Annotated in this window: 23 protein-coding genes and 2 pseudogenes; 12 read left to right on the top strand and 13 right to left on the bottom strand. The window is 73.0% G+C overall.

Going from position 1 to position 20,404, the window contains the following annotated elements:
- The first annotated feature begins 1 nt into the window (after position 1).
- From kdpC to FB465_RS37660, 4 genes and pseudogenes are all read left to right on the top strand, one after another.
- Positions 2-625 (top strand): potassium-transporting ATPase subunit KdpC, encoded by a 624-nt coding sequence (kdpC, locus tag FB465_RS04190; protein ID WP_145787699.1) that lies wholly within the window; start codon positions 2-4, stop codon positions 623-625.
- A gap of 122 nt (positions 626-747) precedes the next feature.
- On the top strand, positions 748-3,297 hold the full coding sequence (locus FB465_RS04185; RefSeq protein ID WP_145787697.1) for an ATP-binding protein: 2,550 nt from the start codon (positions 748-750) through the stop codon (positions 3,295-3,297).
- Positions 3,294-3,968 (top strand): response regulator, encoded by a 675-nt coding sequence (locus FB465_RS04180; RefSeq protein WP_145787695.1) that lies wholly within the window; start codon positions 3,294-3,296, stop codon positions 3,966-3,968. Before FB465_RS04185 ends, FB465_RS04180 begins: the two co-directional genes overlap by 4 nt.
- Positions 3,969-4,069: 101 nt before the next feature.
- A pseudogene (locus FB465_RS37660) lies at positions 4,070-4,183 on the top strand (transposase); the annotation flags it as partial.
- A gap of 88 nt (positions 4,184-4,271) precedes the next feature.
- On the opposite strand, the gene FB465_RS04175 reads toward FB465_RS37660, so the two are convergent.
- From FB465_RS04175 to FB465_RS04160, 3 genes are all read right to left on the bottom strand, one after another.
- A complete protein-coding gene (locus tag FB465_RS04175) occupies positions 4,272-4,979 on the bottom strand; it encodes a hypothetical protein (RefSeq protein WP_170290497.1) in 708 nt (235 codons plus the stop codon).
- A 392-nt stretch (positions 4,980-5,371) separates the two neighbouring features.
- Positions 5,372-5,965 (bottom strand): HD domain-containing protein, encoded by a 594-nt coding sequence (locus tag FB465_RS04165; RefSeq protein ID WP_145787690.1) that lies wholly within the window; start codon positions 5,963-5,965, stop codon positions 5,372-5,374.
- A complete protein-coding gene (locus tag FB465_RS04160) occupies positions 5,943-6,143 on the bottom strand; it encodes a helix-turn-helix domain-containing protein (protein WP_246192499.1) in 201 nt (66 codons plus the stop codon). The genes FB465_RS04165 and FB465_RS04160 overlap by 23 nt, the downstream gene beginning before the upstream one ends.
- 64 nt (positions 6,144-6,207) lie before the next feature.
- On the opposite strand from FB465_RS04160, the gene FB465_RS36670 reads away from it, so the two are divergent.
- Entirely contained in the window at positions 6,208-6,582 is a 375-nt protein-coding gene (locus tag FB465_RS36670) for a hypothetical protein (protein ID WP_246192498.1), read from the top strand.
- Here the strand turns inward: FB465_RS36670 and FB465_RS37855 are convergent.
- Positions 6,532-6,714, bottom strand: a pseudogene (locus tag FB465_RS37855) (carbonic anhydrase); the annotation flags it as partial. The gene FB465_RS36670 and the pseudogene FB465_RS37855 sit on opposite strands and share 51 nt — an antisense overlap.
- 192 nt (positions 6,715-6,906) lie before the next feature.
- On the opposite strand from FB465_RS37855, the gene FB465_RS37850 reads away from it, so the two are divergent.
- Positions 6,907-7,686, top strand: coding sequence for a DJ-1/PfpI family protein (locus FB465_RS37850; protein WP_145787688.1), 780 nt, complete (start codon positions 6,907-6,909; stop codon positions 7,684-7,686).
- Here the strand turns inward: FB465_RS37850 and FB465_RS04145 are convergent.
- Positions 7,628-7,849, bottom strand: coding sequence for a helix-turn-helix domain-containing protein (locus FB465_RS04145; protein ID WP_010981499.1), 222 nt, complete (start codon positions 7,847-7,849; stop codon positions 7,628-7,630). The genes FB465_RS37850 and FB465_RS04145 overlap by 59 nt on opposite strands.
- Positions 7,849-8,334 carry a DUF2975 domain-containing protein gene (locus FB465_RS04140; RefSeq protein ID WP_145787686.1) on the bottom strand — a complete coding sequence of 162 codons (486 nt, stop codon included), beginning with the start codon at positions 8,332-8,334 and terminating at the stop codon, positions 7,849-7,851. Before FB465_RS04140 ends, FB465_RS04145 begins: the two co-directional genes overlap by 1 nt.
- Positions 8,335-8,558: 224 nt before the next feature.
- Here FB465_RS04140 and FB465_RS04135 point away from each other — a divergent pair, with 224 nt between their 5' ends.
- The 4 genes from FB465_RS04135 to FB465_RS04120 all read left to right on the top strand — a co-directional run bounded on the left by FB465_RS04135 (position 8,559) and on the right by FB465_RS04120 (position 10,704).
- On the top strand, positions 8,559-8,708 hold the full coding sequence (locus FB465_RS04135) for a hypothetical protein (RefSeq protein ID WP_246192497.1): 150 nt from the start codon (positions 8,559-8,561) through the stop codon (positions 8,706-8,708).
- A 185-nt stretch (positions 8,709-8,893) separates the two neighbouring features.
- Positions 8,894-9,451, top strand: a complete 558-nt coding sequence (locus FB465_RS04130; RefSeq protein ID WP_246192496.1) for a sigma-70 family RNA polymerase sigma factor — start codon at positions 8,894-8,896, stop codon at positions 9,449-9,451.
- Positions 9,448-10,218: a zf-HC2 domain-containing protein gene (locus FB465_RS04125; protein ID WP_145787682.1), complete on the top strand. Its 771-nt coding sequence runs from the start codon at positions 9,448-9,450 to the stop codon at positions 10,216-10,218. Before FB465_RS04130 ends, FB465_RS04125 begins: the two co-directional genes overlap by 4 nt.
- A 120-nt stretch (positions 10,219-10,338) precedes the next feature.
- Positions 10,339-10,704 (top strand): hypothetical protein, encoded by a 366-nt coding sequence (locus FB465_RS04120; RefSeq protein WP_145787680.1) that lies wholly within the window; start codon positions 10,339-10,341, stop codon positions 10,702-10,704.
- Here FB465_RS04120 and FB465_RS04115 read toward each other — a convergent pair.
- From FB465_RS04115 to FB465_RS04095, 5 genes are all read right to left on the bottom strand, one after another.
- Positions 10,688-11,626 carry an SGNH/GDSL hydrolase family protein gene (locus FB465_RS04115; RefSeq protein WP_145787679.1) on the bottom strand — a complete coding sequence of 313 codons (939 nt, stop codon included), beginning with the start codon at positions 11,624-11,626 and terminating at the stop codon, positions 10,688-10,690. The genes FB465_RS04120 and FB465_RS04115 overlap by 17 nt on opposite strands.
- Positions 11,626-12,795, bottom strand: a complete 1,170-nt coding sequence (locus FB465_RS04110; RefSeq protein ID WP_145787677.1) for a glycosyltransferase — start codon at positions 12,793-12,795, stop codon at positions 11,626-11,628. Before FB465_RS04110 ends, FB465_RS04115 begins: the two co-directional genes overlap by 1 nt.
- Positions 12,792-14,009: a glycosyltransferase family 4 protein gene (locus FB465_RS04105; RefSeq protein WP_145787675.1), complete on the bottom strand. Its 1,218-nt coding sequence runs from the start codon at positions 14,007-14,009 to the stop codon at positions 12,792-12,794. The genes FB465_RS04110 and FB465_RS04105 overlap by 4 nt, the downstream gene beginning before the upstream one ends.
- Before the next feature lie 237 nt (positions 14,010-14,246).
- Positions 14,247-15,848 (bottom strand): phytoene desaturase family protein, encoded by a 1,602-nt coding sequence (locus tag FB465_RS04100; RefSeq protein ID WP_145787673.1) that lies wholly within the window; start codon positions 15,846-15,848, stop codon positions 14,247-14,249.
- Positions 15,849-16,089: 241 nt separating this feature from the next.
- Positions 16,090-16,962: a universal stress protein gene (locus FB465_RS04095; protein ID WP_145787671.1), complete on the bottom strand. Its 873-nt coding sequence runs from the start codon at positions 16,960-16,962 to the stop codon at positions 16,090-16,092.
- 234 nt (positions 16,963-17,196) lie between these two features.
- On the opposite strand from FB465_RS04095, the gene FB465_RS04090 reads away from it, so the two are divergent.
- Together FB465_RS04090 and FB465_RS04085 are read left to right on the top strand one after the other, a co-directional pair.
- The gene (locus tag FB465_RS04090; protein ID WP_145787669.1) at positions 17,197-17,466 is read left to right on the top strand and encodes an SHOCT domain-containing protein; all 270 of its coding nucleotides are present in this window, start codon (positions 17,197-17,199) and stop codon (positions 17,464-17,466) included.
- 106 nt (positions 17,467-17,572) lie between these two features.
- The gene (locus tag FB465_RS04085; protein ID WP_145787667.1) at positions 17,573-18,229 is read left to right on the top strand and encodes an Rv1733c family protein; all 657 of its coding nucleotides are present in this window, start codon (positions 17,573-17,575) and stop codon (positions 18,227-18,229) included.
- A gap of 44 nt (positions 18,230-18,273) precedes the next feature.
- On the opposite strand, the gene FB465_RS04080 is transcribed toward FB465_RS04085, so the two are convergent.
- Entirely contained in the window at positions 18,274-18,801 is a 528-nt protein-coding gene (locus FB465_RS04080; protein ID WP_246192495.1) for a hypothetical protein, read from the bottom strand.
- Between the two features lie 114 nt (positions 18,802-18,915).
- Entirely contained in the window at positions 18,916-20,262 is a 1,347-nt protein-coding gene (locus FB465_RS04075; protein WP_246192494.1) for an amidase, read from the bottom strand.
- Positions 20,263-20,404: the final 142 nt, after the last annotated feature.

Here is a 20,404-nt window from a genome sequence, read left to right as displayed (position 1 = left end):
AATGCCAAAGCCCCTGCCCACTACGGTGCGCACCCACTTCACCGCCCTGCGGATGCTCCTGGTGATGACCGTGATCCTCGGTCTCGCCTACCCGCTGCTGGTCACCGGCATCAGCCAGGTCGCCTTCAGCGACAAGGCCAACGGCTCGGTCGTCACGTCCGACGGCAAGGAGATCGGTTCCAGCCTGCTCGGCCAGAACTACAACCTGCCGAAGAAGAACCCCGACGACAAGGAGGAGGCGGCGGTCCCGGACCCGAAGTGGTTCCAGCCCCGCCCCGGTGCCTACGACCCGAAGGCCTCCGGCGCCTCCAACATCGGCCCGAACAGCGATGACCTGCTCAAGGCCGTCAACGACCGCCGCGCCGCGATCGCCGCCTTCGACGGCGTCGACCCGGCCACCGTCCCGGTGGACGCGGTCACCGCCTCCGGATCCGGCCTCGACCCGCACATCTCGGTCGCGTACGCGAAGGAGCAGGCCAACCGGGTCGCCAAGGCCCGCAGTCTCTCCGTGGACACGCTGGACAAGCTGATCGACCAGTACACCGAGGGCCGCTCGCTCGGCTTCCTCGGACAGGACGGAGTGAACGTCGTTCTGCTCAACACGGCACTCTCCCAGCAGAAGTGATGATGCATCAGCTGTGAGAAACCGGCCGGCCCGGCGTGGGGAGTCCCCCCGCACCGGGCCGGCTGCCGCCCGTTTCCCCGCCGCCCTCGTAGCAGCCGCCCTCGTAGGAAAGAGCAGCGCCCATGGCCCGCGACCTCACCCCCGGCACTCTCACCCGCCGCGGCAGGCTGAGGGTGTACCTCGGTTCGGCCCCGGGCGTCGGCAAGACGTACCGGATGCTGGACGAGGCCAGGCGCAGACAGGAGCGCGGCGCGGACGTGGTGGTCGGCTGGATCGAGTGCCACGGCCGGCGGCACACCGAGAACATGCTCCAGGGCCTCGACGTCGTACCACGGCTCACCCGTACCTACCGGGGCACCGAGTTCGCCGAGATGGACCTCGACGCGCTGCTCGCCCGTAAGCCCTCGGTGGCCCTGGTGGACGAGCTGGCGCACACCAACATCCCGGGCGGGCGCAACGCCAAGCGCTGGCAGGACATCGAGGAGCTCCTCGAGGCGGGCGTCGACGTGATCACCACCGTCAACATCCAGCACCTGGAGTCGCTGAACGACGTCGTCCAGAAGATCACCGGCATCCCGCAGCGCGAGACCGTCCCCGACGAGGTGGTCCGTCGTGCCGACCAGATCGAGCTGGTCGACATGGCACCGCAGGCGCTGCGCCGCCGGATGGCCCACGGCAACGTCTACAAGGCCGAGAAGGTGGACGCCGCGCTCTCCAACTACTTCCGCGTCGGTAACCTGACGGCCCTTCGGGAGCTCGCCCTCCTCTGGGTCGCCGGGCGGGTGGACGAGGGACTGCGCGACTACCGGGCGAGCCACAACATCGACCGGGTCTGGGAGACCCGCGAACGCGTGGTGGTCGCGCTCACCGGGGGCCCCGAGGGCGAGACCCTGATCCGCCGGGGCGCCAGGATCGCCGACCGCACCGCCGGCGGCGAACTGCTCGCCGTCCACATCACCCGCAGCGACGGTCTGGCCGGCGCCTCGCCGGGCGCGCTGGCCGAGCAGCGGCAGCTGGTGGAGACCCTCGGCGGCAGCTACCACGTGGTGGTCGGCGACGACATCCCCACCTCATTGCTGGCCTTCGCGCGCGGCCGCGACGCCACTCAGCTCGTCCTCGGCACCAGCCGGCGGGGCCGGATCAACCGCTTCCTCACCGGCCCGGGGATCGGCGAGACCACCGTGGACGCGTCCGAGGACATCGACGTCCACATGGTGACCCACGAGTTCACCGGCCGCGGCCGGCTGCCCTCCCTCGGCCGCCGCCACTCCACGCGGCGGACCGTCGCCGGGTACCTGGCCGGCGCGGTCCTGCCGACCCTGCTGACCGCGGTCCTGTCCCAGGTGAACGGCCTGAATCTCACGACCGTCGCCCTGATCTTCCAACTCGGCGTGGTGGCCGTGGCGTTGCTCGGCGGCGCGGTCTCCGCCCTGCTGGCCTCGCTGGTCGCGTCCCTGCTGCTCAACTACTACTTCATCCCGCCCGTCCACACCTTCACCATCGGCGAGACCAACAACGTGATCGCGCTGATGGTCTTCGCCGCCGTCGCGCTCACCGTCTCCACCGTGGTCGACCATGCCACCAAGCTGACCAGCCGCGCCGCCCGGGCCACCGCCGAGGCCGAGACCCTCTCCACCCTCGCGGGCAGCGTCCTGCGCGGTGCCGACGCGCTGCCCGCGCTGCTGGAGAAGTCCCGTACGGCCTTCGGCATGGACTCCGTCGCCCTGCTGGAGCGGACCGGCGGCGAGGTGCTCGCCCGCAGCGACTCGGGCGGCGAACCCGCGCCGGACCGGGTGGTCACCGAAGTCCCGGTCGGCGCCGACGCGTTGCTCATCCTGGCCGGCCGTCGGCTGCCCGCCGCCGACCAGCGCGTCCTCGCCGCGTTCGCCGCCCACGTCGCCGTCGCCCTGGAACGCGACCGGCTCGCCACGGTCGCCGCCGAGGTCGAGCCGATCAAGGCCGCCGACCGGATGCGCACCGCCCTGCTGGCGGCCGTCAGCCACGATCTCCGTACGCCCCTGGCCGCCGCCCGCGCCTCCGTCGGCTCACTGCGCAGCCCGGACGTCGAGTTCTCGGCCGAGGACCAGGCCGAACTCCTCGCCACGGCAGACGAGTCACTCGTGAAGCTGACCGGGCTGGTGGACAACCTGCTCGACATGAGCCGCCTCCAGGCCGGTGCGCTGACCCTCCACCTGGCGGCCACCCACCTCGACGAGGTGCTGCCCCGGGCGGTCGACTCGCTGGCCGACCCCGAGGCTCCCGTCCAGCCGCTCGACCTCGACTCGGCCCCGGCCGTGCTCGCCGACCCGCCGCTGCTGGAACGCGTCCTGGCCAACGTCATCACCAACGCGCTGCGCCACAACGCCCCCTGGGCGCCCGTACTGGTGACCGCCAGCAGTCACCGGGACCTGGTGGAGATCCGGGTGATCGACCGTGGCCCCGGCATCGCCCCCGAGGACCGCGACCGCGTCTTCCTGCCCTTCCAGCGCCTCGGCGACACCGACAACACCACCGGTGTCGGCCTCGGGCTCGCGCTCTCCCGCGGCCTCGCCGAGGCCATGGGCGGGACTCTCGAGGTCGAGGACACCCCGGGCGGTGGCACCACCATGCTGCTCACCCTGCCCGCCGTCCGACTCGTGCCCGACACGCCACCCGGAGAGGCCACGGAATGAGCCACATCCTCGTCGTGGACGACGAGCCACAGCTGTTGCGCGCCCTGAGGATCAGCCTGCACGCCCGGCACCACTCCGTGCTCACCGCGGCCACCGGCGCGGAGGCCCTGGACCTGGCAGGCCGCGCCGCCCCCGGAGCCGTCCTGCTCGACTTATGCCTGCCGGACCTCGACGGCATGGACATCATCCGCGGCCTGCGCGCCTGGAGCGGGGTGCCGATCATCGTCCTCTCCGGCCGCAACGACCCGGCGGAGAAGGTGAAGGCGCTCGACGCCGGCGCCGACGACTACCTCACCAAGCCCTTCGTGATGGACGAACTGCTGGCCCGCCTACGGGCGGTGCTCCGCCGCCCGGCGGCCGAGGTGGCACCGCCGCGGGTCGTGATCGGCGATCACCACATCGACGTCGCGGCGGGCACCGTCACCGGACCCGACGGGCCGGTGCGGCTCACCCCCACCGAGTGGCGGATCCTCGCGCTCCTGCTGGCCGGCCCCGGACGGCTGGTCCCCGGCAGGCACATACTGCGCGAGGTCTGGGGCCCGGAGCAGGAAGGCCGTGGCAACTACCTCCGGGTCTACTTCGCAGGCCTGCGCCGCAAGTTGGAGCCCGATCCGGCCCGGCCGCGCCACCTGATCACCGAGCCGGGCATCGGGTACCGGTACGAGCCCTGAGAGGGCGATACGTGAGCCGATGTCCGGTTCGTGGTCGCCTGATCGTGTGGTTCTGCGGCGTCCGGTGTGGTCGGGCGGCTTGGCCGCGTTGGGGTGCCCGGGTGAGTGGACACAAGCCGTACCGGAGCGACCTATCGGATGAGCAGTGGGCGTTGATCGAGCCGGCGATCGCGGCGTGGAAAGCCGGGCACCGGTCGGTCGGCGGGCATTCGGGCCGCCCGCCGACGCCGCCCGCCGACGCCGCCCGCCGACTACGCTGCCGACGGCCGACAGGGCGGCAACCGGGGCTCGACGCCGCTTCGGCTACTTCGGCTTCTCGGTGGCGGCGCGGAACTGGCGGGTGTGGGCGGCGGTCTTCGACATGCCGGGGTCGTCGAGACTGAACTCCTCGCTGAACGCGCCGAAGGTGTTGTCCCCCACCCAGTAGCACTCGGCCATCACCGTCGTCATGTTCGCGCCCTCGAACCTGGTGGTCACCCCTCGGCAGCGCATCAGCCCGCCTTGTGGGCCCGGGTCCATGTTCTTGAGAGAATCGTTGATGATGGTCACGCCCGGCGCCGACTGCTCCGGCGCCGACACCAGCTGCATCGCCTCCTCCTTCGACGGGAAGTCGGTGTCGCTCTCACCGGCCACGCCGACCACGGTTTTCAGCAGGTTCGAATAGATCGCCATGTCCAGGTGCAGATCGGGCTGGGACTTGAAGATGCTGAGCGTCGCCTCCCGCACGCCCGCGAACGCGGGGTCGTCATCCGCACGCGGCAGGCCGAGGAAGCTGTCGGGCAGGACCACCTTGAAGCGGCCGGGCACCTGCTTCGCCGTCGGGGCGTTGTTCGTCCCGCCGTTCGCTCCGCCGGTCCCCTTCGTCGTGCCTGCGCCGCCGGTCCCCTTCGTCGTGCCTGCGCCGTCGGCGGCCGTCGCCGGCGCGCCCCCGGCGGCGGAGCCCACGGGGGCCCCGTCCTTCTGGTTCACCACGGCCGTCGCGGTGCCAGCCAGCACCAGAGCGCAGATCACGCCCAGAGCGATCCAGAGCGGCTTGCGGGACGACGCGGGCGCGGCCGGTACCGGCGGCGGGTGGCCCGGACCGTAACCGGCCGGCGGCAGCGGCAGCTGCCCAGGGTCGGGCGGGGGAGGCCCCATGAGGCGCGGCCCGGACGGGGGCCGGGGTGCCGGCTGCCCGTACGCGGGCGGCTGGGGCGGGGGCTGCGGGGCGGGATTGCTCGGTGGTGGCGTCCCGGTCGGGCCGTCATGCATCGGTAGGCTCCTGATTCTCACGTGGGGCGCGCGGCATGTGGGCGAGATGCAGTCCTGGGGATTTCTCGAATCCTCATCAGCGCCCCCGGTCGTGGCCGAGGACGAGCTGCCGAAGCCCGCGACGAGGACATGGTCTCTTCGTAGCGTGGCGGTCAGTCGTTGAACGGGGCTGCGGCGACCAGGTCGAGGAAGCGCGCGTGCTGGAACAGGGCGGCGATCGTCGAGTCCGGTTTAGCGGTCGCCTGCCGGGTCATTGCCTTGGTCACATAGGCGGAGAACCCCTGCCGGGGGTGGCGTTCGAGCACCTCGGCGACCAGTTCGGGCGGAAGCTGGTCCAGGCGTAGGCCGATGACGTCCGCCACGGCGCCCAGGTGGACCGCGGCTACCTCGGGCCGGGGGTCGTCGGCCGTGCTGATCTCCATGTGCAGGGCGATCGCGTCCCGGACCAGCTCGACCAGCTCGGGCCGCGCCCCGCGGGTGGTCAACTCCTGTGCAGCCAGCCGAGATCCGTGCAACTCGAACGGGGTAACGGGGTCGTCGTACGCTTCGACCAGAGCAAGGTCGTGCAGGGCGGCGGCGATGAACAGGGCTTCCGCGTCGAAGGCGCCCTGCCGTCCGTCGAGGAGGGCGGCGCCGAAGCGGTAGGTGCGGTGGCAGTGGGCCACCAGGGTGGGCGGGCAGGCGGTGTGCAGCAGCTGGTCGGCTGCGCGAGCGAGCGGTGAGTCAGGGAACGGGGACAGTGGCACGAGTGGGCTCTCTTCGTTGGTCGTGGTGGCGGAAGCGGCGGCGGTATTCGGCGGGGGTGGTGACGAGCCGTCGGTGGAAGGCTCGGTGCAGCGCCTCCACCGAGGCGGGCCCGCTCGCGGCCGCGACCTCGGGCAGGCTCTGCTCGGTGTCCTCCAGCAGGCGGCGCGCGGCCTCCAACCGGACGGCTCCGATGAACGCAGCGGGGCGTGCTGCCCGTGCGCCGGCGGAACAGCCACGAGAAGTGACGCATGCTCAGCTGCAGCTGCTCGGCGGCGCCTGGCATCCGAATCGACGGTGTGGGGCCGCCGTTCTCGACCCGGTCGACCGTGCCGGTCTCCACGTCGTAGACGAGGCCGGCCAAGCGGATGTCGGTGGGGATGAGCGGTGTGTTGCGAAGGAGGTGCAGGTCTGCCTTTACCGCGGCGACCGGGTCCGTGAGGTGCTTGGCGTCGAGCTCGTCCTCGCTGACGCCGAAGATCTGTGCGGCGAGGGCGGCGTGCTCCGGTCGGGCAAGGCGGGAGGTGCCGCAGTCGGTGTGGTGCATGACGACGATCTCGACGTCCAGGTCCAGGTTCTCGACGAGGGCCACGGTGGCGAGGGTCGTCAGCGTCCGTAGCACGTCCGGTGTGACCCGGCCGCCCTCGTTGCGGATCACCACGGCCTCGTCGAGTCGCAGCCCCAGCACGTGGGCGGGGTCGACCCGGTGGTCGCAGCAGGTGATCAGAACGGTCTGGAGCGACGGCACCATGGACGAGGCGCGCCGGGGGTGGTGCTCGGCGTGTACCTGGTTCCGCTTCAGCAGTTCGCCGGTGACGGTCATGGGGATGTCCTCCTCGGTGATGGGCCGGCGAAAAGTGCCGTCCTCCGAGAGAGATCGTCTCCCGCGCTCACGTTTCTGCCGAGGGGCGGGATCGCCCTCTTCCGGGGGTAATCTCGCCATATGAATCACGTACCGTACCGAATCGGCGTCCTGGCCTTCAACGGGTGCTTCGCCTCGGAGGCGTTCGGATTCGCCGACCTGATGACGGTGGCGAACCAGGTTGCCGGGCACCTCCACGGCGACACGGCGCCCAGGTTCGAGGTCGCGATCGTGGCCGCCCGCCGCCGGGTGACCGCCTCCGGCGGTGTCCCCGTCGGCGTGGTCGCCGTGCCCACCTCGCTCGACCTCCTGGTCGTACCGGGCTTCGAGCTGCTCCCGACCCAGGATCTGGATGCTCGGATGGGCGCCCTTGGCAGAGAGGTCGATGTGATCGGGCAGCTCGCCGGGCGCGGGGTGCCGATCGCGTCGATCTGTCTCGGGGCGTTCCTCCTCGGGGAGGCCGGGCTGCTCGACGGGCGCCGGGCGACGACCGCCTGGCTGTTCGCCCGGGCCCTGGCCGCTCGCTACCCGCAGGCGACGGTGGACGAGAAGGCCCTCATCATCCGGCCCCCGGTGCCACCGCGCCTGTCGGCCAACCAGCGGCCCCCTGGGGTTTGCGGTGGGGAGGTCGACGTTCGCAGGTCGCGATCGTCGACCAGGACGGTGCGGTGCAGGTCAACCGGAATCTGTCCAACGAGGTCGGGACGGTGCTGCGGGCGATCGGCGATCCACGTTCATGCGGTCCACGTGCCGCGGCACCGGCCGGTGGTGCCAGGCGTTCTCACGCCCGCCCTGGGGCGCGTCATCCGCCCGCGGCGTCCTCGGCCTCCCAGCGCAGCAGGTCGCCCGGCTGGCACTTGAGCACCTCGCAGAGCGCGGCGAGCGTCGCGAAGCGTACCGCCTTGGCGCGGCCGTTCTTGAGTACCGCCAGGTTGGCGGGAGTGATCCCTACGCGGTCCGCGAGCTCGCCCACGGACATCTTCCGCCTGGCCAGCATCACGTCGATGTCGACGGCGATCGGCATCAGATCACCTCGTCCAACTCGGCCTGCATCTGCGCCGCTTCGACGTCGCGCGCGACGGCCTGGGCGAGCAGCATCCGCAGCACGAGCACGATGAGCGCGACCCCCAGGATGGCCACGCCAACCCCGCCCATGATCACGGTGACGCCCGGGTCGTCCCGCTGGCCCGGCGCATTGAGGGCCGTGACCGCGAACCACACGAGGGCAGCCGCCACGATCGCGCCGATCACGCCGTCCACGTACCGGAAGGCGGCGGGGGAGAACACGGTTCCGCGTCGCACCATCGCCACCAGCCGCCATACACAGACCAGGGCGACCTGGGCCGACACCATCCCCAGGATCGTGATCACGCGCAGCGGGGTCAGCGGGAGCGACCCGTCCTCCGGATCGGTGGCCAACGCCCACACCATCAACGCCTGTACGAACACGGTGCCGGCGAGCACCACCGCGAGCACGGCGCGCAGCGCACGCACTGTCAGCTTTCCCATGACCCATCCCTCCATCGAGTTGCGATGGGAATCTATCGACTTTCGATAGGTGAGGCAAGGGCTGGGACGGAGGATGGGCGGCGGTTTCGCACCGTGGCGGGACGCCGCCGCCCCCACCCATGACATGGCGTTCACGCCAACCGTCTTGATCTTGTCGAAGTCGGCCTCCCTGAGCACAAATCCGGGCGCCACCCGACTACGCCGAAGCCCTGGCGGCGTTCCACGTGAGCACCAGGACGATGCTTCGACGGTTCCGGGCCGAGACCGGCGAGAGCCCGCTCGGCCACCTCCAGCGTGTGCGCATCGGCATGGCGAAGGTGCTCCTCGAGGCCTCCGATCTGTGCATCCTGGCAGGTGGCGGAACCGTCCTCTGAGGGGGACGGAGAAACCCCGGAAGGGATTTCCGGTCCATGCGTTGAGTGGATTCCGGCTGCCGACCGTACTGAGAGGTACGAGCGGGAGGCGGCGGCCCAAGGGCGGCAGCGGGTACCGACCGCACAGCGCGCGGACCGCCCGGGCGCTCTCGACCGGGAGCTGACGAGTGCGAGACACTACGGCGGTGACAGACCATCCGCTGACCAGCCGACACCCTTCAGGGCGTCCGGAGCCCGTACCGGACGAGGAGCTGATACGGCTCCTCCACCAGGAGCACGCCGGGCCTCTGCTCGGCTTCGTGCTGCGGCTGGTGGGCGGTGACCGGCAGCAGGCCGAGGACGTGGTCCAGGAGACCCTCGTTCGGGCCTGGCGCAACGCCCAGCGTCTGGACGTCGATGCGGGGTCCCTGCGTCCGTGGCTGGTCACCGTCGCCCGGCGTATCGTGATCGACGGCCATCGCGGCCGACTCGCCCGGCCCCGGGAGGTCGACTCCTCGCACCTGGAGGCCGTGCCGGCCGAGGACGAACTCGACAAGGCGCTCCGGCTGATGGCCGTCTCCGAGGCACTCGACGACCTCACCCCGGCCCACCGCGAGATCATCGTCGAGACCTATCTGAAGGGCCGCACCGCCAACGAGGCAGCCGACGCACTCGGCATACCGCCCGGCACCGTCCGGTCCCGGGTCTTCTACGCGCTTCGCTCGCTGAAGCTCGCGCTCGAGGAACGAGGAGTAACGTCATGACGCCGCCGCAGGACCAGCACCTCGACGCCGGCGCGTACGTCCTCGGTCTCCTCGAAGCGGACGAGCGCGCCCGGTTCGAGGACCACCTCGCCACTTGCGCCCTCTGCACGGCCGAGGTCGACGAACTCTCCGGCCTCGAACCGCTGCTCGCCGAGTTCGCCGACGCGACCCGCCCGGCTGCCACGCCTCCGGAGGTCGGCCGTCCGCAGGCCGCCACCGTTCCCGACCCGCTGCCGCGCCCCAGCGAGGAGCTCCTGGACCGCCTGGTCGGCCAGGTGACACAGGCCCGCCGTGCCAGTCGAACCAGGCGCCTCTTCCTGGTCGCCGCAGCCGCCGTGCTGATCGTCGGCGGACCACTGGCCGGGGCGCTCGCCGCGGGGGCCGGCAGCGACCACGGCGGTACGGTGACCGCCCACTCCACCAGCCCCGCCCAGGACCTGATGGACCACGGCGAGCCGCACACCGCGACCGACCCCGCGACCCATGTGGTGGCCACCGTCGCCCTGGAGACGAAGAAGTGGGGCACCCACGTGGCCCTGCGGCTCGGCAACGTCTCCGGCCCGCTGGTCTGCGACCTGGTCGCCGTGTCCCGCACCGGCGAACGCCAGACCGTCACCACCTGGTCCGTCCCGCCGGCCGGCTATGGCATCCCCGGCTCTCCGGACGCGCTCGTCACCCACGGCGGCTCGGCTCTGCAGCGCTCCGACATCGACCACTTCGAGGTCCGCACCCTGGACGGCAGGCAACTCGTCGCGATCCCCGTCTGAGCACCCGCAGGGCTCAGTCCGGACGACCGTGGGCGCGGGCGTCAGGTCGGAGGGAGGGAGATCTGGTGGCGCACACCGCCGATAAGCTGTGGCTGTCGGTCAAGTGGGGGGAGGTAGGCGATGGGTGGCTGGCTGTGGTGGCTCATCCCCGCCGTGGTGGTCGGCGGGGGCTGGGTCAGCGAGAACGTCCGGAGTGCATTGAAGACCCGGCACAAACGGAAACTCGAGCTGCTCAAGTTCGCCGAGCGGCAGCAACTCGCGTTGGACGCGGCGAACAGGCCGCCCGAGCCGGTCTGCGGCTGCACTCACCACCTGGCCAAGCACGACAAGGATGGCAAGTGCCATGAGGTGGTCGAGGCGCCGACCGCCTGGGACGCCGAGCGCAAGCCGCTGCAGTACGAGCCCCGACCGTGCACTTGCCAGCAGTACATTGGCCCCGAACCGCTCGCGACTGTCTTCGCGCCGGAGATCACCGACTTGCGCTAGCCGATCTCGAAACGACCGTGTCACTGACACTCTCAGTCCGGATACCTGCCTGCTCATCGGTCAGAACTCCACCGGCAACGCCGGCCCGCGCCGCGGGAGCAAGGTGCAGGCGGGCCAGGGCGGAGGCCGTGGCACGGGTGGACCGTTCGTCGAGCTCGGCGGTACTGCCGCGGAGGAGGTGGCGGGTCTCCACGGCGGCCAGGGCGAGCAGTCCCGGGAGCAGGTCGGTGCAGCGCGCCGCGACCCAGCGGGTGCCCTGGGTCGCCATCCACCAGGCGTCGGCGAGCCGGCCCGGGGGAGGGGCCGAGGGCTCGGCGGCGGGGGCCGCGCCGAGTCGGTGCCCGTGCGCGGTCAGCCGGGTGTGGAACTCGCGGGCGATCCGGTGGTGGCCCGCCGCGCTCGGGTGCAGCCGGTCCACGCTCACCAGGGGGCGCTCCTCCTGCCAGGGCAGCTCGGCCACATGCAGGTGAACCGCTCCGTAGCGGTCGGAGAGCGCGTGCACCACGGCGTTGACCGCCCGCATCCGGCGCGCCAGCGGGCGGGCGAGCGGCTGCGGCAGACCCAGCAGCAGGCCCGGGTCCGGCAGGCAGGCGGTGAGCAGCACCGTGCCCTCGGCGTGCAGCGCGTGCATCGCGGTGTCCAGGTGATGTGCCGTCCGGCCGATGTCGAAGCCGGCGCGCAGGGTGTCGTTGCCGCCGACCACCACGGCGGCGAAGTGCGGCCGCAGGGCGGTCGCGGCCGGTAGCTGATCAGTCGTCAGATCCCTGCTGAGCACGCCGCTCCGGGCGAAGTTGTGGAAGTCCACCGGCCCGTCGGACAGGGCCGGAGCCAGGAGGGCGGCCCAGCCCCGTCGGCCGACCGGGGCAGGATCGCCCACCCCCTCGGTGAGCGAGTCGCCGAGGGCGGCGAATCTCAACGGCATCACGAACTCCCCTCCGAAGGCTGAGCGGTGGGTGCCGTGGCTCCCCGGGCGCCGTGGGCGGCCAGGAAGGCCGCCACGGCCGTATCCCACCCGAAGCCCTCGGCCCGGGCGCGGGCCGCCGCGCGTCGCTCGGCCTCCGGTCGGGACAGCAACTCCCGTACGGCCTCGCCGAATCCGGCTCCCGTGTCGTCCGCGACCGCTCCCGCAGCGCCGATGATCTGCGGCAGTGCGGAGGAGCGGCTCACCGCGACCGGCGTCCCGCAGGCCAGGGCCTCCAGGGCGGCCAGACCGAAGGTCTCCACCGGTCCGGGAGAGATGACGGCATCCGCGCTCGCCAGCAGCGCCGCCAACTCCTCACGCTCGGCGAGATGGCCGAGGAAGCGGACCGGAAGCCGCTGGTCACGGGCCCGCGCCTCCAGCCGGCGGCGCAGCGGTCCCGTCCCCGCCACCGCGAGTACGGCCGGCACCCGGTGCCGGCGTCGCAGCTCGGCGAGTGCGTCCAGCGCCCGGTCGGGCCGCTTCTCGGTGGACAGCCTGGAGCACAGCACCAGCAGCACCTGCCCGGGATCGGCGTACCGGGCCCGCACGGCGGCGTCGTACCGCTCGGGGTTCAGCAGCTCCAGGTCGACGCCCAGCGGCGCCTGGACGACGTTGCGTGCCCCGATCCGCCGGAACTCGGCGGCGGACCAGGCCGTCGTGCACACCACGGTGTCGTACGCACGGGCGGTACGGGCGTTGAGCCGGTCGGCGAGCACCCGCGAGGCGGAGGCGCGCACGCCCCAGGTGCCGAGGACCCCGGCGGCGCTCTCGTGGGAGACCATCACCGAGCGGATGCCCCGGCTGCGGGCCCAGTCGCCGGTCCAGCGCAGCGTGGTCCGGTCCGAGACCTCCAGGCGGTCGGGGGCCAGCCCGGCCAGCGTCCGTGCGACGGCACGCCGGTCGGTGAGCACCCGATAGCCGCCGCTGCCCGGAACGGCGGGCCCGGGGAGGGTGATCACCCGGCCCTGGGCGGTCCACTCGTCGCCGTGCCTGCGGCCGGGCACGACCAGGACCGGCAGGTGCCCGGCGGCGAGGTAGCCCGCCCCGAGGTGGTGCAGGGCGGTGCGCAGGCCGCCGGAGACCGGGGTGACGAAGTTGGCCACCCGGACGATGCGCAGCGGGGTGGTCATACCGGCTGTTCCTCCGCGAGTGCCACGGGCGCGGGCGCCGGCATCGTCGGTGCGGGCGCGGTCGGCAGAGGTGTGCCGTGGTGCTCGGCCAGCACCTCCCGGTAGTGACGCAGCAGCAGGTCACCGACGGCTTCCCAGGTACGGGCCGTCACGTCCGCCCGCCCGGCCCGGCCGTAGGCGGCCCGCAGTTCCGGCTCGGCGGCCAGTGCGGCGACGGCCCGGGTGACCGCCTTGGCGTCCCGCGGCGGGACCAGCAGGCCGGTGCGGCGGTGGCCGACCAGGTCCAGCGGCCCGCCGACCGCGGGGGCGACCACCGGGACACCGCTCGCCATCGCCTCCTGGATGGTCTGGCAGAAGGTCTCCAGCGGGCCGGTGTGCACGAAGAGGTCCAGGGTGGCGAAGTACCGGGCGAGTTCCGCTCCGGTGCGGCGGCCGAGGAACACCGCGCCGGGCAGGGCCGTACGCAGGGCGGGCCCGCTGGGGCCGTCCCCGATCACCACCACCCGTACGCCGGGCAGCCCGCACGCCCCGGCGAGCAGGTCGACGCGCTTCTCGGGGGCGAGCCGGCCGACATAGCCGACCAGCACCTCGCCGTTGGGTGCGAGGGCGCGGTGCAGCGCCTCGTCGCGGTGGCTCGGGTGGAACCGGGCGGAGTCCACGCCGCGCGGCCAGAGCTTCACCCGGGGTACTCCGTTGGCCGTGAGGTCGTGCGCGGCCGGGGTGGAGGGGGCGAGGGTGCGGGCGGCCGAGCGGTGGATCGTCCTGATCCGGTGCCAGGCGGCGGCCGAACCGAGCCCGCGGCCGACCCGGTACGCCTGGGCGTAGCCGGCGAGGTCGGTCTGGTACACCGCGACCGCGGGCAGGCCGAGCCGCTGGGCGACCTGTGCGGCCCGCGCGCCGAGCACGAACGGCCCGGCCAGGTGCACCAGGTCGGGCCGGTGGCCGGCGATGGCGGTCGCGAGGCGGGAGCTGGGCAGGGCGATGCGCACCTGCGGGTAGCCGGGCAGCGGAACGGAGGGGATCCGCACCACCGGCAGCGGAGTCTCCTCGGGGCCGAAGGAGTGCGGCGGGCAGTGGGCGCCCCGCGCGGGGGCCGGGGTGATGACCAGGGGCTGGTGGCCACGGCGGGCCAGGTGCTCCGCGGTCCGCAGCACGCTGTGGGCGACGCCGTTGACCTCGGGAGGGAAGGACTCGGTGACGATGGCTACTCGCATGCCAACGTTGTTGCCGGGCGGAGCGTGCGGCTGACCAAAGGGATCTTTCGTACAGGCGAACGTATGCCGGTATTTCCGCGCGGCCCGGCGAGTACCGATCGGGATCGGCTCACCACAGGGGCGCGGGGAACTGCGCGAAGCGGTAGGGCACAGGTCGTTGGCTTCCGTTCTCGCGCAGTTCCCCGCGCCCCTGGGATTCCCGATCCTGATGGGTTGCCCCCGAATCGGCGGAGCCGCTCAGCGGCCGAGGGCAGCCATCGCTGCGTTGTGGCCCGGGATGCCGCTGACGCCTCCGCCGCGCAGTGCGCCCGCCCCGCAGAGCAGGACCTTGGGATGGCCGGTGGCGACGCCCCAGCGGTTGTCGGTGCCGTCGCCGTAGGGGAACTCCAGGTCCTGGTGGAAGATGTTCCCGCCGGGCAGGCCGAGGTCGTGCTCCAGGTCCAGGGGGCTCTTCACCTCGATGCACGGCCGGCCCTCCCCGTCCAGCGCCAGGCAGTCCGCGAGCGGCTCGTCGAGGCAGGCGTCCAGGGGTGCCAGCACGGCGTCGAGGGCCGCCCTGCGCGTCGCGTCGCCGCCCTCCGTGAAGAGCCCGGCGGGCAGGTGCAGGCCGAAGAGGGTGAGGGTGTGGAAACCCCGGGCCGCGAGGTCCGGGCCCAGGATCGACGGGTCGGCCAGCGAGTGGCAGTAGATCTCCGACGGTGCGGGTGACGGGATGCGGCCATCGGCGGCCTCGCGGTACGCGGCCTCCAACTCGCCGTACGACTCGGCGATGTGGAAGGTGCCGGCGAAGGCCTCGCGGGGGTCCACCGAGCCGTCCCGCAGGCGGGGGAGCCTGCGCAGCAGCATGTTCACCTTCAGCTGCGAGCCCTGCGGCCCGGGCACCGCGGGCTTGCGGCCGAGCAGCCCGGCCAGGGTCTGGGGAGCGGCGTTGGACAGCACCTGACGGGCCCCCACCCGGCGTTCGACGTCGCCCGTCCGGTAGGCCACCTCCGCCACGGCGCCGTCCGGGTCCAGCGCGGTCACCTCGCAGCCGGTGAGGATCTCCGCCCCGGCGGCCCGCGCAGCGTCGGCGAGCGCGTCGGTGAGCGCGCCCATGCCGCCGACGGGTACGTCCCAGTCGCCGGTGCCGCCGCCGATCACGTGGTAGAGGAAGCAGCGGTTCTGACGCAGCGACGGGTCGTGGGCGTGGGTGAAGGTGCCGATCAGAGCGTCCGTCAGCACCACGCCCCGGACCAGGTCGTGGCTGAAGAAGCGCTCCACCGTCTCGCCGATCGGCCGCTCGAAGAGCGCCTCCCAGGCGGCCGGGTCGGCGACCCGCTCGCGCAGCTCCGCCTGGCTGGGCAGCGGCTCGGTGAGGGACGGGAAGACCCGCTCGGCCACCTGCCGGGTCATCCCGTAGAACTCCCTCCATGAGTCGAACTCGCGGTCGGAGCCGGTCAGTTGACGGAACGAATCAGCGGTGCGGGCCTCGTCGCCGTTGTCCACCAGCAGCCCGCCCGGCCGGCCGTCACGGGTGGTCGGGGTGTACGAGGAGATCCGCCGGCGCCGGACGGCGAAGCGCAGCCCCAGCTCGTCGACGATCTTCCGGGGCAGCAGGCTCACCAGATACGAGTACTGGGACAGCCGTGCCTGCACACCGGGGAACGCCTGGGTGGACACGGCGGCGCCGCCGGTCCGGCCGAGCCGCTCCAGGACCAGCACGCTGCGCCCCGCGCGGGCCAGATAGGCCGCCGCGACCAGGCCGTTGTGCCCGCCGCCGATGATGACGGCGTCGTACGTCGAACGAGCGGGTGGCCGCGAGGCACCGCCGGCCGCCGGGATTCCTTCACGGGGCTGCATGACGCAGTCCTACCAGAGCCCGCGGGCCGCCCACCAGAGGTGCACGGAGCAGGATCGGGCATCCCAGGGGGCGCGGGGCTCTGCTTGATGAAGTGCGTGCGCGAGACCGGAAGCCAACGACCTGTGCCCTACCGCTTCGCGCAGTTCTCCCCCAGCCTTCGGCCGGGAGGTGCCCCCACGCGCCCCTGCTGCAGTGCTCGTCCACCTGACCTGCCGGCGGAGCCGCTCCGGCGGCCCCGGGTCACTTCCCGTCCCGCGGGGGTACGGTCACGACCGGGCAGTGGGCGTGGTGCAGCAGCCCGTGCGGGACGGAGCCGAGGCGCATCCCGGTGAAGCCGCCGCGCCCGCGCCGTCCGACGACGACGGCCAGGGCGTGCTCCGACGCGCCGGCCAGCTCCTCGACCGGGTGGCCGCGCACCACCTCGTGGCTCACCTGCACGTCGGGGTACGCCCCGGCGCGTCCGGCCACCGCCTCCGAGAGCAGGCGGCGGCACTCCTCGATCGCGGAGGGCTCGTCCACCAGCCCGAGCGGCGGGGCCTGCCAGACCCACAGGGCCCGGAGGTCGGCACCGCGTAGGGCGGCGGCCTCGAAGGCGTGGTCGACGGCCGCCTCGGACGAATCGCTGCCGTCCACGCCGACCACCACGTACGGCGGCTGCTGGGTGACGTGCTCGCCGTCGACCACCACGACGACCGGGCAGGCGGCCTGTGCGCTCACGGGCACGACCACCGAGTTGGCGCTCACGACCTCCTCCAGCCGCGACAGCCGGCGTGATCCGAGCACCACGAGCCGCGCGTGATGGGCCTGCCGGAGCAGCACCTGGGCCGGCCCGCCGTCCGCCAGCAGCGTGGCCACCTCCAGCCCGGGGCGCCGCTCGCGGACGAAGGCGGCGACCTCGTCGAGGACCTCGTCACCCCGCTTGAGCAGCGACTTGTGGTACACGTCCCCCTCGAATCCGCGGGCGTCGTGGACCAAGGGCGGCACCCCGTGCACCAGCCGCAGGGGCAGTCGGCGACGCTCCGCCTCGTCGGCGGCCCACGCGGCGGTGGGTCGCCAGGAGCGGACGGCGTCGATGCCGGCCACGATCGGACCGCCTTCGCCGGTGACTGTCATGGCTCCTCCACGGTCTCTCCTGAGCCGGGGCAGCAGCGCCCATCCCTGCCGACAACGGTCGGCCACGGCGTCCTCGGGCCTCATCTCCACTCTATGGACCGCACCGGCCGGGCCGGGAGGGGTCAAGGGGCCCCGCCTGCGGCCGAGCCGCTCGGCCCGCCCCGAAGGGGGATCCGGATGCACGATGGGTGGTGAGGGCTCAGCCTTCACCACCTCGTCCGGGAGGAGCCCGCAATGTACTGGCACGACCGCATGGGCGGCTGGGGCTACGGCCTGATGACCATCATCATGCTGCTTCTCCTGGGAGTGATCATCTTCGGGGCGGTCGCCGTGGTCCGTTACCTGGGCCGCGCCCCGCAGCGCACCCCGATGCCGCCGTCGGATCGCCCGACCCCCGAGCAACTGCTCGCCGAGCGCTTCGCCCGGGGCGAGATCGACGCCGAGGAGTACCGCCACCGCCTGGACACCCTGCGAGGCGGGCCACCCGGCCCCGCCGGCGGATGACCGGCACCGCACGAAGTCTGCCCGTCTGCCCTTGGAACGGCGGGGCAGCAGGAGGATGCTGGAAAGCCGGAACCTTCACTGAAGGACCGGCCCGAGGAGGCGGATCATGGCCCGCAACTCTCCCGACCTCCGGCCGAAGGGCTCTCCGCGTCCGTCGGCGGCGCATCTGCGCCGGGCGCTCGGCACGGACCACAACCCGCTGTGCCGCCCGCTCGACCGAGCCCGCAGCAGGCTCTGGCTTGGTGCGCGGCTGAGCATCCTGCTGGCGGCCGCACTCGCCTGCGCCGCGGCTTTCCTGACCCTGCGGGAGGCGGAGGCGAACGCGCGAGCGGCGGCCGCGCACGTCCACCGGTCGCAGGCGGTCCTGCTCACCCCGCCCGAGGGGACGGACCCGTCACCCACGGGTGACGGCCATGTCACCTACGAGGCCCAGGTGGCCTGGACATCACCTGCCGGGCACACCACGACCGGCCAGGCGACCGTCCCCGCGAACGCTCAGCCGGGGTCGACCGTGACGGTCTGGCTGAGCGACAGCGGCACGCTCGCCCCCGCGCCCCGCTCGGCCGCCGGCCTGCAGAGCGACGCGATCGCCGTCGGGATCGGCACCGTGACCGCCGTGTCGCTGACCGTCATCGCCGTTCTCGGCGTGCGCCGGATCGCCCTCGACCGCCGTGCGGCCGCGGACTGGGACAGGGAGTGGGCCGAGGTGGAGCCGACCTGGTCGGGCCGGGCACGCGGCACGCCGGACGAACCCGGGGTCTGACGGCGTGGCGTCCGGCCCCCGATCCGAGAGCGGGCCGTACGGGCTCAGTGCCCGGCGGTGACCTTGACGAGGGCCACGGCCACGCCGATCACGGTGTCCACCGCACCGGCGAGCAGCGCGGCCGGCACCCCGCCGCCCATCCGCACCCCGCCCACGCAGCCCCAGACGAACAGTGAGGCGATCGCGAGCGCCACCGCCGTGACCAGGGCGGTGTGCAGTGACATGGCACCCGTGGCCGCGATCCCGACCATCACCAGCGGGGCGACCGCGGACAGCAGGAGCGGGCTGCTGACGTAGAGCATCCTGCGCAGCTCCGCCCCGGTGGCGAGGCTTCGGTAGACCGTCCGGTGAGCCTGCTGGTCCGCGACCAGGGCGGCGAGCCAGAGACCGAGCGCGGTGGTTGCCAAGGTCGCGGCGGCTCCGCCCGGCCCGACCCCGTGGGTGGCGGAGAGTCCCACGATCACCGAGATCATGGTGATCGTGGCGTAGATGCGCTCCTTGAGGCGCTCGGCCGCCGCTTCGACCGGCACCTCCGCCTCCTGCGGCGACGCCGCCCCGCCGTGACCCGTCACAGCCGCCTCCTCCCGGAGCCCGGCAACGGCAGCCGCGCCAGGGCCAGTCTCCTCCGCCCGGCCCAGAGCCGGCAGGCTGACGCGCCGTCACGCGGAGACGGGTGGGGGGCGGGCTCAGTCGGCGTAGATCGAGGGCTGGCGGTCCTTCCATGGCACGGCCTGCTCCAGCTGTGCGGCCACCCGCAGCAGCAGGTCCTCCCGGCCGTGGGCGGCGACGAGCTGGACGCCGATCGGCAGTCCTTCGCGGCTCTGCCCGAGCGGGAGGCTGATCGCGGGGTGCCCGGAGACGTTGAACGGCGCGGTGAAAGGCCCGTACGCGAAGATCCGCCGCAGCCAGGAGCGCACCGTGTGGCCGGGGTCGTCGTAGTCGAGGGTGCCGTGCGGTGCCGGGAGCCGGCCGAGGGTCGGGGTCACCAGGAGGTCGTGGCGGGTGAAGAACAGGCCGACCGGGCGGGTCACCCGGTGCTGGGCGTCGATGGCCGCCATGACGTCGACGGCGGTGAACGCCTCGGTCTCGGCGAGGACCTTCTGTGACACGGCTTCGAGCAGGGACCGGTCGGGTCGGCGCGGCGCCCTGAGCATCGCGGCGCCGGCGGCGACCACGGGGAGCATCGACGCCTCGACGACGGACTCGGAGTCCACGGCCGGGCTCGCCTCCGTCACCGTGTGCCCGATCCACTCCAGGACCTTGCCGACCGAGACCGCGACCTCCGCGACCTGCGCATCGACCGCCGTGCCCGACCACGCCTCGGTCGTGAGCGCGACCCGCAGGCGTCCGGGGTCGGCGCGCAGCTCGTCGGCGTACGGCCGGGAGGGCGGCGGTGCCGTGTACTTGTCGCCGACGGTCGGCGCCGCGACGGCGTCGAGCAGGTGCGCGGCATCGCGTACGGTCCGGGTGAGCCCGAACTCGACGGTGTGCCCGAACCCGCTCTCGCCGACCAGCGGGCCGCAGGGCGTCCGGCCGCGGCTCGGCTTCAGCCCGACAAGACCGCAGCAGGAGGCCGGGATACGCAGCGACCCGGCCCCGTCGTTGCCGTGCGCGAGCGGCACCGCTCCGGCGGCGACCAGTGCGGCCGAGCCCCCGCTGGAGCCGCCGACACCGCGGTCGAGGGCCCACGGGTTGCGGGTCGGTCCGTAGCGCACCGACTCGGTCGAGAAGCTCAGCCCCAGCTCCGGTGCGGTGGTCTGGCCGAGTGTCACCAGGCCGGCGGCACGGAAGCGGGCCATGAGGTCGTGGTCGGCCACGGCGGCGGCACCGCGGATACTGCGGCTGCCGAGCGCGAACGGAACGCCCCGCGCGAACGGGCCGCTGTCCTTGACGAGGAAGGGCACGCCGCCCAACGGCCCGTCGGGCTCGTGGTCGAGCGCGGGCTCGAAGGGCGGCAGGGTCAGGGCGTTGAGCTCGGCGTCCGCGTACTCGAGTGCGCGCCGGGCGAGAGCCTCGACCTCCGCCGCACTCACCTCACGCGCCCGGATCAGCTCACGCAGACCGACCGCGTCGAGGCTCGCGTATTCGTGCAGTTCCAGCGGTCCGGCTCCTCACATCCCATGGCTCGGACCAGCCTGGCGCACGCACTCGTGCGGCACCAGCGAATTTCGGCCA

It is taken from the genome of Kitasatospora atroaurantiaca (assembly GCF_007828955.1).
GTDB lineage: Bacteria > Actinomycetota > Actinomycetes > Streptomycetales > Streptomycetaceae > Kitasatospora > Kitasatospora atroaurantiaca.
This window is presented reverse-complemented; position numbering and strand designations above follow the sequence as displayed.

Coding starts and splice junctions, on each gene's coding strand:
- FB465_RS04140 (WP_145787686.1), bottom strand. CDS start 8,334: ATGGGAAAGCTGACAGTGCGTGCGCTGCGCGCCGTGCTCGCGGTGGTG.
- FB465_RS04090 (WP_145787669.1), top strand. CDS start 17,197: ATGTACTGGCACGACCGCATGGGCGGCTGGGGCTACGGCCTGATGACC.
- FB465_RS04105 (WP_145787675.1), bottom strand. CDS start 14,009: ATGCGAGTAGCCATCGTCACCGAGTCCTTCCCTCCCGAGGTCAACGGC.
- FB465_RS04115 (WP_145787679.1), bottom strand. CDS start 11,626: ATGCCGTTGAGATTCGCCGCCCTCGGCGACTCGCTCACCGAGGGGGTG.
- FB465_RS04145 (WP_010981499.1), bottom strand. CDS start 7,849: ATGCCGATCGCCGTCGACATCGACGTGATGCTGGCCAGGCGGAAGATG.
- FB465_RS04180 (WP_145787695.1), top strand. CDS start 3,294: ATGAGCCACATCCTCGTCGTGGACGACGAGCCACAGCTGTTGCGCGCC.
- kdpC (WP_145787699.1), top strand. CDS start 2: ATGCCAAAGCCCCTGCCCACTACGGTGCGCACCCACTTCACCGCCCTG.
- FB465_RS04110 (WP_145787677.1), bottom strand. CDS start 12,795: ATGACCACCCCGCTGCGCATCGTCCGGGTGGCCAACTTCGTCACCCCG.
- FB465_RS04100 (WP_145787673.1), bottom strand. CDS start 15,848: ATGCAGCCCCGTGAAGGAATCCCGGCGGCCGGCGGTGCCTCGCGGCCA.
- FB465_RS04125 (WP_145787682.1), top strand. CDS start 9,448: ATGACGCCGCCGCAGGACCAGCACCTCGACGCCGGCGCGTACGTCCTC.
- FB465_RS04185 (WP_145787697.1), top strand. CDS start 748: ATGGCCCGCGACCTCACCCCCGGCACTCTCACCCGCCGCGGCAGGCTG.
- FB465_RS37850 (WP_145787688.1), top strand. CDS start 6,907: ATGAATCACGTACCGTACCGAATCGGCGTCCTGGCCTTCAACGGGTGC.
- FB465_RS04085 (WP_145787667.1), top strand. CDS start 17,573: ATGGCCCGCAACTCTCCCGACCTCCGGCCGAAGGGCTCTCCGCGTCCG.
- FB465_RS04120 (WP_145787680.1), top strand. CDS start 10,339: ATGGGTGGCTGGCTGTGGTGGCTCATCCCCGCCGTGGTGGTCGGCGGG.
- FB465_RS04095 (WP_145787671.1), bottom strand. CDS start 16,962: ATGACAGTCACCGGCGAAGGCGGTCCGATCGTGGCCGGCATCGACGCC.